General features: G+C 64.1%; 10 protein-coding genes and 2 pseudogenes. 4 read left to right on the forward strand and 8 right to left on the reverse strand.

The features are described from left to right. Positions 1 to 12 precede the first annotated feature (12 nt). The 4 genes from H1S04_RS13200 (at position 13) to H1S04_RS13215 (ending at position 4,018) form a co-directional block, all read left to right on the forward strand. Complete coding sequence (locus H1S04_RS13200) at positions 13 to 567, forward strand: TRAP transporter small permease subunit (protein ID WP_181746015.1); 555 nt, start codon at positions 13 to 15, stop codon at positions 565 to 567. After that, a complete protein-coding gene (locus H1S04_RS13205; protein ID WP_181746016.1) occupies positions 567 to 1,874 on the forward strand; it encodes a TRAP transporter large permease subunit in 1,308 nt (435 codons plus the stop codon). Before H1S04_RS13200 ends, H1S04_RS13205 begins: the two co-directional genes overlap by 1 nt. Positions 1,875 to 1,952: 78 nt before the next feature. Next, positions 1,953 to 3,101, forward strand: a complete 1,149-nt coding sequence (dgoD, locus tag H1S04_RS13210; RefSeq protein WP_181746017.1) for a galactonate dehydratase — start codon at positions 1,953 to 1,955, stop codon at positions 3,099 to 3,101. Positions 3,102 to 3,106: 5 nt separating this feature from the next. Continuing rightward, positions 3,107 to 4,018: a dihydrodipicolinate synthase family protein gene (locus H1S04_RS13215; protein WP_181746018.1), complete on the forward strand. Its 912-nt coding sequence runs from the start codon at positions 3,107 to 3,109 to the stop codon at positions 4,016 to 4,018. A 24-nt stretch (positions 4,019 to 4,042) separates the two neighbouring features. Here H1S04_RS13215 and H1S04_RS13220 read toward each other — a convergent pair whose 3' ends face one another. The 8 genes and pseudogenes from H1S04_RS13220 to H1S04_RS13255 form a co-directional block, all read right to left on the reverse strand. After that, a complete protein-coding gene (locus H1S04_RS13220) occupies positions 4,043 to 4,870 on the reverse strand; it encodes a FadR/GntR family transcriptional regulator (RefSeq protein WP_181746019.1) in 828 nt (275 codons plus the stop codon). Positions 4,871 to 5,063: 193 nt separating this feature from the next. After that, a complete protein-coding gene (locus tag H1S04_RS13225) occupies positions 5,064 to 6,689 on the reverse strand; it encodes an amidohydrolase family protein (protein ID WP_220185234.1) in 1,626 nt (541 codons plus the stop codon). Positions 6,690 to 6,923: 234 nt separating this feature from the next. Then, entirely contained in the window at positions 6,924 to 7,559 is a 636-nt protein-coding gene (locus H1S04_RS13230; protein WP_220185236.1) for a PQQ-dependent catabolism-associated CXXCW motif protein, read from the reverse strand. Beyond that, a pseudogene (locus H1S04_RS13235) lies at positions 7,554 to 8,384 on the reverse strand (substrate-binding domain-containing protein); the annotation flags it as partial. The pseudogene H1S04_RS13235 and the gene H1S04_RS13230, both read right to left, overlap by 6 nt. Next, a complete protein-coding gene (locus tag H1S04_RS18785) occupies positions 8,384 to 8,824 on the reverse strand; it encodes a c-type cytochrome, methanol metabolism-related (RefSeq protein ID WP_255435613.1) in 441 nt (146 codons plus the stop codon). The gene H1S04_RS18785 and the pseudogene H1S04_RS13235, both read right to left, overlap by 1 nt. Positions 8,825 to 9,526: 702 nt before the next feature. Continuing rightward, positions 9,527 to 11,320 (reverse strand): annotated as a pseudogene (locus tag H1S04_RS13245) (methanol/ethanol family PQQ-dependent dehydrogenase); the annotation flags it as partial. A gap of 425 nt (positions 11,321 to 11,745) precedes the next feature. Then, complete coding sequence (locus tag H1S04_RS13250; RefSeq protein ID WP_181746022.1) at positions 11,746 to 12,186, reverse strand: GFA family protein; 441 nt, start codon at positions 12,184 to 12,186, stop codon at positions 11,746 to 11,748. Positions 12,187 to 12,343: 157 nt separating this feature from the next. After that, complete coding sequence (locus tag H1S04_RS13255; RefSeq protein ID WP_181745478.1) at positions 12,344 to 13,474, reverse strand: S-(hydroxymethyl)glutathione dehydrogenase/class III alcohol dehydrogenase; 1,131 nt, start codon at positions 13,472 to 13,474, stop codon at positions 12,344 to 12,346. Between the last annotated feature and the right edge of the window lie 13 nt (positions 13,475 to 13,487).

The raw sequence follows: 13,487 nt of genomic DNA on the forward strand, positions 1-13,487 counted from the left end.
GGAGAGACGCATATGGAAGATCCGCTGCCACCCGTGGCGCCCGCGCCGGCACCGCCAGAACACGATCACGGGCTGTTCGCCCGTGTCATCACCGCCATCGGACGGCCATTTTCGCTGGTTTATGTCTTCATCATGGCGATCCTGATCTACGAGGTCGTGCTGCGTTATGTCTTCAGGCTGCCGACGCTGTGGGTGCATGAAACCTCGACCTTCCTCAGCGCCGTGGCCTTCCTGGTCGGCGGCGTCTATTGCGTCGCCACCAACCGGCATATCCGCATCGTCCTGCTTTACGATGCCGTAGGACCCCGCATCCGCCGTTGGCTGGACGTGTTCATCTATGCCATCTGCGCGGCCTCGACGCTGTTCTTCAGCTATGGCGCCTGGCTTTCGGCCAAGCGGGCCATCTTCGCGCCTTCGGGCCAGTTCCGGCTGGAAACCAGCGGCACCGCCTGGAACCCGCCCTATCCGTCGCTTCTCAAGCTGCTGATGGTTGCCGCACTGCTGGCGATGTCGGTGCAGTTCCTGATCTTCATGCTGCGCGCGCTGCGCCGGAAGGAAACCCATTGATGTTTGATCTGCAGAGCCTTGGGATCGAATATGGCACGGTGCTGATGCTGGTCATGCTGCTGGTGCTGCTGATCACCGGCATGCCGCTGGCCTTCGTGACGCTGCTGGTGGCCTTCATCTTCGCCATCGGCTGGTTCGGGCCGACCTCCGTGCCGCTGATTACCAGCCGCATCTATACCTTCGTGTCATCCTTCGTCTTCGTCTCGGTGCCGATGTTCGTGATGATGGCCTCGATCCTCGACCGGTCCGGCATCGCCCGCGACCTGTTCGACGCCATGCGCCTGATCGGCGGTCGCATCCGCGGCGGTGTCGCGGTGCAGACGATCTTCGTCGCCGTCATCCTGGCTGCCATGTCGGGTATCATCGGCGGCGAGATCGTGTTGCTGGGGCTGCTCGCCCTGCCCCAGATGCTGCGGTTGGGTTACGACCGGCGGCTGGCCATCGGCGTGGTCTGCGCCGGCGGCTCGCTGGGCACGATGATCCCGCCCTCGATCGTGCTGATCATCTACGGGCTGACGGCCAATGTCTCGATCGGCGACCTGTTCACCGCGGCCTTCGTGCCCGGATTCCTGCTGGCGGCCCTCTATGTCGGCTATGTGCTGGTGCGCGCCTGGCTGGACCCGCAGGCGGCGCCGGCGCTCAAGCCCGAGGACATTCCAAGCGGCGAAAAGGCACGACTGCTGAAAGGGCTGGTCGCGCCCATGGCCATCGTCTTCATGGTCCTCGGCTCGATCTATGGAGGCATCGCTTCGGTCACCGAGGCGTCGGCAGTGGGGGTGCTGGGGGTGATCCTGTCGACCATGATCCGCGGCGAATTCAGCCTCTCCATGCTGAAAGGCGCGGCGATCCAGACACTGGAAACCTGCGGCATGATCGTCTGGATCGGCGTCGGTGCCAGCGCGCTGGTGGGTGTGTTCAATCTGATGGGCGGCGTCAATTTCGTCTCCGAACTGATCACCGGCGTCTCTGACAACCCTACCGTCGTGATTCTGGTGATGATGCTGATTCTGTTCGTGCTGGGCATGTTCCTCGATTGGGTCGGTATCGCCCTGCTGACCATGCCGATCTTCGTGCCGATCGTCATCCAGATGGGCTATAGCCCGGTCTGGTTCGGGGTGGTCTTCTCGCTCAGCATGCAGGTGTCCTATCTGACGCCCCCCTTCGGCCCGGCGGTCTTCTATCTGAAAAGCGTGGCGCCCTCGGACATTTCGCTGGGTGAGATCTTCCGCTCGATGGTGCCGTTCATCCTGCTTCAGATCCTCGCCCTGGCGCTGCTGATCGCCTTCCCGGCCATCGCCATTCACTGACAGCGGGGCGCGGCGCGCAGCGCGCAGCCCCCCACCACCTGCCCCGCGCCCTCGCTGCGCGCATCCAAGGATTCCGTCATGAAAATCACCGCGCTGAAAACCTTCGTCGTGCCGCCGCGCTGGCTGTTCCTGAAAGTCGAGACTGACGAGGGGCTGTTCGGCTGGGGCGAGCCGGTGCTGGAAGGCCATGCCGAAACGCTGGCCGCCAAGATCCACGAACTGGAAACCTTCCTCATCGGCCGCGATCCGATGCTGATCGAGGACACCTGGCAGATGATCTATCGCAACGGCTGCTATCGCGGCGGCCCGGTGCTGATGAGCGCGATGTCGGGCGTCGACATGGCGCTGTGGGACATCAAGGGCAAGGCTTACGGCCAGCCGGTCCATGCGCTGATGGGCGGCAAGGTGCGCGACCGCATCCGCAGCTATCGCTGGATCGGCGGCGACCGGCCGGACAACCTGATCGCCGAGGCGAAAGATCTGATGGCGGCCGGCTATAATGCCTGCAAATTCAATGCCACCGAGGAGCTGCAATATATCGACAGCTTCGCCAAGGTGGATGCCATCGTCGCCCGGATCAGCGCGCTGCGCGATGCCGTCGGTACCGATCTGGATCTGGCGCTGGATTTCCACGGCCGTGTCCATGCGCCGATGGCCCGCATCCTGCTGAAAGAGCTGGAGCCGGTGCGCCCGATCTTCGTCGAGGATGCCGTTGTCTCGGCCCATATCGGCGCGATGGCCGATCTGGCCCGCGAAACCAGCATTCCGCTGTGCATCGGCGAAAGGCTGCATTCGCGCTATGACTTCCGCGAGGTGTTCGAGAAACGCGCGGCGGGGATCATCAACCCCGATACCGCCCATGTCGGCGGGATTTCCGAGATGGTGCGCATCGGTCACATGGCCGAGGCCTATGACATCCCGATTGCCCCGCATTGCCCGCTGGGCCCGATCGCGCTGGCAGCCTGCCTGCAGGTCGACGCCATCTGCTATAACGCGGTCATTCAGGAACAGAGCCTCGGCATCCATTACAATCAGGGCGGCGATCTGAACGACTATCTGCGCCCCGAAAGCCGGTTCAAGGTCGAGGACGGCTTTCTGCCGATCCCGCAGGGTCCGGGGCTGGGCATCGAAGTGGACGAAGACGTAGTGCAGGACCGCGCCCGGATCGGCCACAACTGGCGCGCGCCGGTCTGGCGTCATGCCGACGGCTCGATCGCGGATTGGTAAGCGCCATGACCGGTGATGCGAAGCTGTATCGGGGCGTCCATGCGGTGCTCTATGCCCTTTTCGACGAAAACGAGCGGCTCGATCACGGTGCCATGGCGGCGCAGGTCGATTACTGCATTGCCGCGGGTTGCCACGGCATCACCGTGCTGGGGCTGGCAACCGAGGTATTGAAGCTGAGCTTCGACGAGCGCATGGCCCTGCTGCGCGGTGTCGGACGGGCGCTTGACGGTCGCCTGCCGCTTTCGGTCACCATCGCCGGCAACAGCGTCGCCGAACAGGCGGCGCTGGCGCAGGCGGCGGCAGATGCCGGCGCCGACTGGCTGATCCTGCAGCCGCCGATGGTCGGCAGTTATGGCGCCGACATCTATCTGGACATTTTCGCACGCGTGGCGGCGGCGACCCCGTTGCCGGTCGCGGTGCAGAACGCACCACAATATCTGGGTCGCGGCCTCTCGGGCGAGGATCTGGCCCGGTTGCGGTCACGCGTCGGCAATCTGCGCGCCGTCAAGGCCGAGGATGCCGCTTTGGGCATCCGCCGCATCATCGAGATCGCCGGCGCCGAATTGCAGGTTCTGGGCGGGCGCGGCGGGTTGGAAATGACCGATTGCCTGCGCGCCGGCTGCAACGGATTTGTCCTGGCCCCGGACATCGCGCCGGTCGCCGCCCGCATTTTCGATCTGTGGGACAGCGGGCGCGAGGACGCGGCGGAAAGGCTTTATGCCGATGCGCTGCCCGCGGCGACGTTCGTGATGCAGTCGCTCGAACACCTCATCACCTATGGCAAGCGCATCTTCGCGGAAAACGCGGGACTGCCGGTACATGACCGTGCCCCCTGCCTGCCGCCAACCCCGTTCGGCCTGGATATGGCCGGTCGTTGGGCCGCATCCCTGCGGGAACTGTCCCACAGGGCGGCTTAGTCATCCCGACAGCCGGGCGCGAAATCAGCGCGCGTGCCGGTCCAGCTCCTCGGCCCGCGCCAGACCGCGCCTCGCATCCTCGATGGCAACTTCGATCAACTCGCGCATGGCGCGCTCGGCCCCCTTGGCATCGCCGGCACTGAAGCGGTCGAAGACCTGCTTGTGCATGCGATGGGCGTCCTCCATCCCGGTCAGTTCGGTGTCATAGCCGCGCGTCCGCATCTGCAGGTCAAACAGCATCGTCAGCGCCGCCTCGATCACCGAAAACAGCTGCGTCAGCAGCGGTGATTCCGTCGCCAGCAGGAAAGCCCGGTGAAATTCCAGATCGGCCTCGATGAAGTCGTGACGGCGGGCGACCTCGTTTTCATAGGTATCGTCATAGACCGCCAGCATCGCCGCCCATGCCGCATCGATCCGCGCCCGCGCCTGCGCATCGGCGCGTGTTGTCGCAAGCCGGACCAGACCCGGCTCCAGCACCAGTCGGACGTTGAAAAGATCGGTCAGCAGATCGCGGGTGTCACCGCTGAGAATCCGCCAATGCATCACATCGGGGTCGAGGAGCCGCCATTCGTCGCGTGGCGTCACCCGCGTCCCGTCCGAGGTGCGGCTGCGCAGCAACCCCTTGGCGCTCAGGATTCGCAGCGCCTCGCGGATGATCGAACGGCTGACCCCCAGGGCCTCGGTCAAATCCGCTTCGCGCGGCAGCGCCTCGCCGGGTTGCCACTCGCCACCCACGATCCGCTCGCCGAGTTCGGAAATCGTGTCGCCGATGATTCCGCGAAATTCAATGGTGCCGACAAGGCGCGGGGCGCGGCGCCGTATCAGGCTGGAGGAAGGCAATTTTCGGGACATCATCACATTATCTTATGAACTTCAGGCATATTTACAAGAGATCCCGAACCCCTCTCCGCGCCGCGTCTCGGCGCGCGCAATCTGGCGGCAAGGTCCGCGGGCCCTTGGTTGAACCCGGGATCCTGTCCGGGAAGGGCCGGGCGCGACGCTCCATCCCGCACCGCCCTTCTCGCGTCCCCCTGCTGGGATGCGTTTACAGCGCCGATTTGTAGACAATCCCGTCTTTCATCACGAAACCAACGTTGCGCATGCGCTCGATATTCTCCAGAGGATTCCCGTCTACGGCGATGATATCGGCGAGTTTTCCGACCTCGAGCGTCCCGACCTGGTCGGCCATCCCAATATGCTCGGCTGCGTTCACCGTTGCCGCAGTCAATGCCTGTTGCGGGGTCATCCCGGCTTCGACCATGAGCACCAGTTCGGTCGCATTGTCGCCATGGATCGACACGCCACTGTCGGTGCCAAAGGCGATCTTGACGCCGCCCGCATGGGCCTTGCGCAACATGTCGAGCATCAGCGGGCCGGCCTCAAGCGACTTGATGCGCTGCGCCTCCGTCATCCAGGCTGCGTCCTTGGCAGTCTTGGCGACATAGTCGCCGGCCATGACCGTCGGCACCAGATAGGCGCCTTTTTCCTTGAACAGCGCGATTGAACTGTCATCCAGATAGGTTCCGTGCTCGATCGACATCACGCCCGAGGTCAACGAGGAATTGATGCCGTCCAGCCCGTGCGCATGTGCGGTCACCTTGCGGCCCATGCTGTTCGCGGCATCAACGATGGCCTCTATTTCGGGATTGGTGAATTGCTGGTTGAACCCAGCAAGCGTGTTCGACAACACGCCCCCGGTCGCAGTGATCTTGATGATGTCCGCGCCCTTGCGGATCTGTTCGCGGGCCGCGCGGCGGCAGTCATCGGCGCCATTGCAGATCGAGTCCTTGTGCAGCACCTCGGCCACATCGTCGTTATAGCCCTGTCGCCCGTCACCATGGCCGCCACTGACCGAGAGAGAGTATCCGGCGGCCCGGATTCGCGGCAGCGGCAGGTCATTCTTCTTCGAGGCGTCGCGCAGCGCAAAGACTGCATCCTGACCGCGTGCCCCAAGGTCCTGAACGGTGGTGAAGCCGGCTTCGAGCGTGCGCTTGCCGTGTTTCGCGCCCTGTATCGCCCAGTCGGCATCCGAGTTCTCGACGGTCTTCAGACGTGCATCCGGGGCAAGTTGAGAGGTGATATGGACATGGCTGTCGATCATGCCCGGCATCACAAAAGCGTTGCGGAGATCGACGATCTCGGCGCCGTCGCGCTGCACGAAGCCGGCTTCGATCGCTTCGATCCTGTTGCCGTTGAGAATGATTGACCGTTCCGTCAGCGGGGCTTCACCCGGATTGGCCAGAAGCGTCCCGGCGTGAATGATGACGGTTTTTGCCTCGTCCTGTGCCAAGGCTGGCGACGCCAACATGGTCGTCGTCAAAAATGCCGCCATCAGATATTTCGTCAGTGACATGGTTTCCTCCCCTCCCATTAACATACCCGAAGTCTGCACATCGATCGCGGGATTGCTACCCCTCGGCTCCGCGTTGCGCCGCTGATCAGACGCCCATGCTGCGCAAGCTGATTGAGCCGAAACCGCGCGGGGAAAACACGCCGTTCGGATCGCCGGCGGTATCAGAGGCAGGAGAGCAGCGACCACAGAACGGCCGCCGTGTTTATCAGTAGGCCGGAAGCGGGCCGAGGTCTGCCCCGCCATTACCAGAGAAGCGCACGCCGATGCCGCGCCATGACCGCCGGAAACGATCGGCGGGATCTGTCCCGGAACCCGCACGCGGCCCCGGAAGTCGGCCTATGACCCCTACGGGTCAATGCGCTTGATTTCGCGCCCGGCGGAACGTCCGGACGCAAGATGCGCCAGCCGGTGTCCCGACCGCCTGCAGCGACTGCGTAAACTTTCTGCCTGATATCCCGCGCCATCCATGGGGGCGGTCCTGTCGGCACCTCTGTACAAGCCGGCGATGGCCGCAGGCGCCGTGCGTTTTAGTGACGGTCGACGCCTGCAGCCTTATTGAGCGGACGCGCTTTCCGGGGGTTCAGCCGGCTCCAGCGTGCCGCCGGCTTCCTGCCAGCCCTCGATGCCGTCGGGGAGCCAGCGGATGCCCGTATAACCCCACCCGACCGCGCGTTTTGCGGCATTCCAGCTCAGCCAGCAGTCGCGGCGGCAGAAAATCACCATCGGCGCGGCCATGTCCCCGTTGCTGGCCAAAGCAAGCCCGTCGCGCAGCCGGGCTTCCTCGACCGGGTTGAGCCCCTCGTAACCGGTGTCGTGCAGCCAGATTGCGCCGGGGATGGTCAGATAAGGTTCCTCGCGGAAAATCGTTCCCTCGGGCAGGTTTGCCGGCCGCTCCTTGCGCGGAAAGACATCGATGAAGGGCGTGCCCGCGGCGTGCAGTTTCCGGGCCTCTTCGGCGTCGATGACGGTCGCACCAGCAAGCGTCGCCGGGGTGCGTTCGCGATAGGGCGGGGCGCGAAAGCCGTCCGGTTCCGGGACCGTCGCGGTGGGGGGCGTTTCTGCGGCCGCCGCCGCTTTCGTTGCGGTCGAATCCTCTCGTGCAGAAGGATCGGGGGCACCAGAGATCGGGGCAGCTTCCCCGGCAGAAGCCTTGGGCGGCGCGGCGGAAGCATCCGGGGGGACTTTCAACGCCTTGCCGTAATCATCGACCAGCGGGACGCCGGCATCGGTCAGGATGGTGTCGATCTCGGCCTGGTTACGGCGGATGAAGCTGTTCAGCTGGCGCTTCCACTCCTGCTCGCCCGGCCGCACGCCCATGGTGATGCGGAAGAACAGATGCGGGCCACCTTCCTCCTGCAAAAGCGGTGTGAACTGCAGATCCGGGTCATCCTTGACCAGCGGTCCCGCGATCGGTCCCCAAAGCACCGCCGCATCCAGCCTGCCGTCCCGGACCTGCGCAAGCATGTCCCCGGCCGGATCTTCGACCCGGCGATCTACGAACAGGTCCCAACCACGCATATCCTTGGCAAGTCCGGCCCGCGCCATATGTGTGGCCGGAGGCGTCCCGGCCACGACGCCCAGATTGCGATCGCGCAAGGCGGGATCGGTCAGCCGGTCGACGCGGGCAAGATCGCCGTCGCGCCGGGTCACGATCCCATAGACCGACGTGTAGTAGTGGTTGGTGTTCTGCACCAACTCGTCGCCCTGCGCATAGCCGATCACCACATCGCAATTCCCGTCGCGCAGGGTTTTGCGAATGAACCCCATGCCCTGCGGAAACCAGAAATATTCGACCGGAAGCCCGAGTTTCTGGCCGAGAAGTTCGGCCAGCCTGTTTTCGAACCCCGCCCCGTCCTGTGACGACATCGGCTTCGCCGCGGGGTCGGCGCAAACCCGCAACGCGGTCCGGGAATTCAGGTCCGCGACCTGTGCGGTGGCGGGCTGCGCGGCCAGTGCCGCCAGCGCAGCCAAGGCCGCGTGCACAAGGCGCAATCGAGGACAGGGGCCGGTCATCAGCCGCTCATGCAGGAATCTTCCTGCGCGGTGAATTCCGGGGATTTTTCGGCCTTCTTCGCAGGACGCCCGCGGGCGAGGGAATCGGTGCCACGCACCAGCAGATAGACATAGATGTCATCAATGTAGCACCAGACATTCCTGTTGGTACCGAAGGCCGGCATCACCTGATTGGCCGTTCCGGTCCCGGTATCCTGCTTGCCCGAGGCGACGATTTCCTGGAACTTGTAATAATCCATGTTCAGCACTGATTTCTTCAGCGCCGGTGCATAGGTCGAGCCTTCACCATCCGGCCCGTGGCAGACATGGCATTCCGCCGAATATCGCCGATAGCCCGAGAAAACCGCGTAATCCACGACGCCATCCTCGATCTTGAAGGTCGGAATGCCCTCAGCGTTATACCAGCGGCCGTTTTCCATATAGGCGGCAGTGATATCCATGCCATTTGGCAGGATGGTGCCGCCCGCAGCTATCTCGGGCGGGGGTTCATCGGCTTCCGTCGGCGGTGGCACGTTATCCGCACTACCCGGCGTGGCGGGGGCAGCGGTCTTACCGGAGGTCGCGGCAGCAGCGCCCGCCCCGGCCTGCGCGGGTGACGCCGGCGGCGTAACCGGCGCCGCAGTTCCGGATGTCGCGGCCGCAGCACCCGCCCCGGCCTGCGCGGGTGGCGCCGGGGGCGCAGCCGGCGCCGCAGTTCCGGATGTCGCAGCAGCGGCACCCGCCCCGGCCTGCGCGGGTGGCGCCGGGGGCGCAGCCGGCGCCGCAGTTCCGGATGTCGCAGCAGCGGCACCCGCCCCGGCCTGCGCGGGATCTGCCGGTGCGGGCGCGGGAACAGGAACCGGGGCTGGCGCATCCTGTGCCGCGAGCGGTCCAGCGGACAGGCAAAGCAGGGTGCAGATGATCGACTTGGTTCTGTGCGGCATTCCTAAACCTCCCGAGAAAAGCGCCGTCCCGACCTGTCCGGCCGGGACGGCTCTGGTCATCATCCGAGTCCGATCGCGATCACGCAGATCGGCCCCTTTTCAGTTCGCCGGCGCCGGGGCGGCAGGCGCCTCGGCCGCGGGCGCTGCCTCGGCTGTGGCAGGCGCCTCCGCAGCAGCCGGCATTGCGGCGGCATCGGTTGCGCCCATGGCGCCATCACCCGGCAGTTCGAACACCGTCAACTGGCCGCCAAGCTCAGTATACTGGCTCAGCGCCGCATAGCCGCCGACCGCGCCCAGACCTTCGTTCGGGTTGGTCAGGCCGGCCGCAAGACCGATACCCGCCCAGCCGCCGACCCCGGACAGAACCGCGATATACTGCTTGCCGCCGGATTCGTAGGTGGTCACGTTGCCGATGATGCCCGAGGGCGTCTTGAACTTATAAAGCTCTTTGCCCGTCTCGGCGTCGACGGCCTTCAGATAGCCTTCGAGCGTGCCGTAGAAGACGACGCCGCCCTTGGTCGCCAGCGCACCCGACCAGACCGAGAACTGCTCGGGCAGGGACCACTTGATCTCGCCCTTGATGTTGTCCCAGGCGATGAAGTTGCCCATGCCGCCATGGCTGTTCGGCGCCGGGAACATCGACAGCGTGGCCCCGACATAGGGCTGGCCGGCGGTATAGGCGACGCGGAACGGTTCATAGTCCATGCAGACGTGGTTGGTCGGCACATAGAAGGTCTGCGTATCCGGCGAATAGGCCGCCGGCTGCTGGTCCTTCGTCCCCAGCGCGGACGGACAGACGCCGGTCGTGTTGGTGTCTTCCCCGTTCTGCTGGGTCGAATACTGTGCGACCACCTGCGGCCGACCGTATTGATCGCTGGCCGGATCCATGACGACTTCCGTGGCCCAGTTCACCACCGGGTCGTATTTCTTCGCCACCAGCAACTCGCCGCTCTCGCGGTCCATCGTGTAGCCGAAGCCGTTGCGGTCGAAATGGGTCAGCAGCTTCCGCGGCTTACCTTCGAACTCCTGATCGGTCAGGATCATCTCGTTGACGCCGTCATAGTCCCATTCGTCATGGGGCGTCATCTGATAGAACCACTTCGCCATGCCGGTATCGACATCGCGCGCCATGATCGTCATCGACCATTTGTTGTCGCCCGGCCGCTGCGACGGGTTCCATGTCGAGGGGTTGCCGGTGCCGTAATAGACCAGGTTCAGTTCCGGGTCATAGGAATACCAGCCCCAGGTGGTGCCGCCGCCGATCTTCCACTGATCGCCTTCCCAGCTGTTCAGCGAGCTGTCCTTGCCGATCGGCTTGCCCAGCACGGTGGTCTTTTCCGGGTCGACCAGCATTTCCTCGTCCGGGCCGGTCGAATAGGCCCGCCACACTTCCTTGCCATCGGCGAGGTTATAGGCCGTCACCCTGCCCCGGACGCCATATTCACCGCCCGACACCCCGACGAGAACCTTGTCCTTCACCGGCAGGACCGTCGCGGTATTGGTCTCGCCGATCGCCGGATCGCCGGTCTTGATCGACCATTTCACCTCGCCCGTCTTGGCGTCGAGCGCGGTCAGCGTGGTGTCGGCCTGATGGGTCAGGATCATGCCGTCGGCATAGGCCAGACCCCGATAGACGGTATCGCAGCACATGACGGCAATCACGTTCGGATCCTGCTGCGGCTTGTACTGCCAGAGGATCTTTCCGTCGTTCTTCAGATCCAGCGCCATGATATTGTTCGGAAACGGCGTGTGGACATACATCACGTCGTCGATGACCAGCGGCCCACCTTCATGGCCCCGCAGAACCCCGGTCGAGAAGGTCCAGGCGACACGCAGATCGCCGACATTGTCCTTGTTGATCTGATCCAACGCGGAATAGCGCGTATTGGCATAGTCGCCGGTCTGGATGCCCCATTGCTTGCTGTCGTCGATGATGGCAGTAAGCGAATCGTTGGCATAGGCGGTGGCTGCGCTGGCCAGAAGCACAGACGCCGTTATCGCTGCGGTTTTCATGTATTAGCCCTCCCAAGCTGTCCGCCGCGCAATCGTCTCCCCCCGATCCTGCGGCGCCTGCGATCAGGCTAGGGGAAATGCCTCGCGGGTCAATGCAACCTTCGAGGGCCTAGGCGGAAAGTATGGTGTCGGAGGAGTTTCCCCATGACAGGCCCGGATGCGGAACGCACTCCGCATGATGCGCCGATCCCTGCGCTTTCGATCCGTTTTTACCGGCAAAGGCGGGCGCGCCGCGCAATCGGGGCTGCGATGGGAACTGTTATCGAAGAGGATGCGGCTGCGCGGCGGAACAGGCAAATCGTGCGAGACCGCACGCAGCCCGGATATCGCCAGTCTGTTCTCTGCAAGAAAGAGAGAGGCCCGGCCCTGATGTGAAGGGCGGGGACATCGCCGCAGCGGCCGGGCTGCGGCGGTGCTTCCCGGAATCAGGCCGCTGAGGGCGGCCAGACGAAATCGGGCCGCAGCCCTTCATAGACGGGGCGTCCATCATCCGGCTTGGCATAGCCTTTCGACAGATCCCAGAAGGCGTGATAGGTCGCCACAGGAAAATTGGCGTCGTCATAGCCCATCACATTGGGCACCGCCACGCGGATCCGATGCTGCTTGTCGTCCAGCAACAGCGCCGCGCCGCATATGGAGCAGGTGCACAGCTCCAGCGGGCCGTCGGGGTTGTCCTTGTTGAAAGGCTGCCGGTTCATCCTTTCGGGATGATCGACCTTCAGATCGTCATAGTTGAAAAAGGCGACATGCGTGGTGTGCTGCCCGGTCACCGACTTGCAAACATTGCAATGACATTCGTGATTGTCGATCGGCTCGGCATCGGACGTGACATGGACGTGCTCGCAGCCGCCCTCGTATTTGGCCATGGTGAACCCTCCCAGATTCGTGCGTCGCTGACGCAGGATTGTTAAAGGATAGTCGGGTGGCGAAGGATGACAACTCGGTCAAAGGAACTAGGTGACCGCGGGCCCATACGGCCCGATGCCCGTCATCCGCGTCCGCCTTCACCCCCTCGAACCGCCATCAATACACCACCACCGAGCGGATGGATTCGCCCGAATGCATCAGGTCGAAGCCCTTGTTGATGTCTTCCAGCTTCAGCGTGTGGGTGATCATCGGGTCGATCTCGATCTTGTGGTCCATATACCAGTCGACCAGCGTCGGCACATCGGTGCGGCCGCGCGCGCCGCCGAAGGCGGTGCCTTTCCACACCCGGCCGGTGACCAGCTGGAACGGCCGGGTGCTGATCTCGGCCCCCGCCGGCGCCACACCGATCACCACCGAGACCCCCCAGCCGCGATGGGTGCATTCCAGCGCGTCGCGCATCACCTTCACGTTGCCGGTGCAGTCGAAGCTGTAATCCGCGCCACCGATCTGGTCGAAGGGCGTCTTGGTCAGATCGACGATCGCCTGCACGACCGAGCCCTCGATTTCCTTGGGATTGATGAAATGGGTCATGCCGAAACGCTCGCCCCATTCCTTCTTGTCGTTGTTCAGGTCCACGCCGATGATCATGTCGGCCCCGGCCATCTTCAGCCCTTGAATGACGTTCAGCCCGATGCCGCCCAGACCGAAGACCACCGCCTTGGCGCCGATCTCGACCTTGGCGGTGTTGATGACCGCCCCAATGCCGGTGGTGACGCCGCAGCCGATATAGAAGATCTTGTCGAAAGGCGCGTCGTCGCGCACCTTGGCCAGCGCGATTTCCGGCATCACCGTGTGGTTGGCGAAGGTCGAGCAGCCCATGTAGTGATAGATCGGCGTGCCATCCAGCATCGAGAACCGCGTCGTGCCGTCGGGCATCAGCCCCTGGCCCTGGGTCGACCGGATCGCCGTGCACAGGTTGGTCTTGCGCGACAGGCAGGACGGGCATTGCCGGCATTCGGGCGTATAAAGCGGGATCACGTGATCGCCCGGCTTCAGCGAGGTGACGCCCTCGCCCACCTCCAGCACCACGCCCGCGCCCTCATGCCCGAGGATCGAGGGGAAGATGCCCTCGGGATCGGCGCCGGACAGGGTGAATTCATCGGTGTGGCAGATGCCCGTCGCCTTGATCTCGACCAGAACCTCGCCCTTCTTCGGGCCCTCGAGGTTCACCTCCATGACGGTCAGCGGCTTGCCGGGCTCCAGGGCGACTGCGGCGCGGGTTCTCATCTGGATTCTCCTT

Origin of the sequence: Paracoccus sp. S1E-3, assembly GCF_013868135.1 — a bacterium.
Lineage (GTDB): Bacteria > Pseudomonadota > Alphaproteobacteria > Rhodobacterales > Rhodobacteraceae > Paracoccus.

Coding starts and splice junctions, on each gene's coding strand:
- H1S04_RS13205 (WP_181746016.1), top strand. CDS start 567: ATGTTTGATCTGCAGAGCCTTGGGATCGAATATGGCACGGTGCTGATG.
- H1S04_RS18785 (WP_255435613.1), bottom strand. CDS start 8,824: ATGGATATCACTGCCGCCTATATGGAAAACGGCCGCTGGTATAACGCT.
- H1S04_RS13250 (WP_181746022.1), bottom strand. CDS start 12,186: ATGGCCAAATACGAGGGCGGCTGCGAGCACGTCCATGTCACGTCCGAT.
- H1S04_RS13200 (WP_181746015.1), top strand. CDS start 13: ATGGAAGATCCGCTGCCACCCGTGGCGCCCGCGCCGGCACCGCCAGAA.
- dgoD (WP_181746017.1), top strand. CDS start 1,953: ATGAAAATCACCGCGCTGAAAACCTTCGTCGTGCCGCCGCGCTGGCTG.
- H1S04_RS13255 (WP_181745478.1), bottom strand. CDS start 13,474: ATGAGAACCCGCGCCGCAGTCGCCCTGGAGCCCGGCAAGCCGCTGACC.
- H1S04_RS13215 (WP_181746018.1), top strand. CDS start 3,107: ATGACCGGTGATGCGAAGCTGTATCGGGGCGTCCATGCGGTGCTCTAT.
- H1S04_RS13220 (WP_181746019.1), bottom strand. CDS start 4,870: ATGTCCCGAAAATTGCCTTCCTCCAGCCTGATACGGCGCCGCGCCCCG.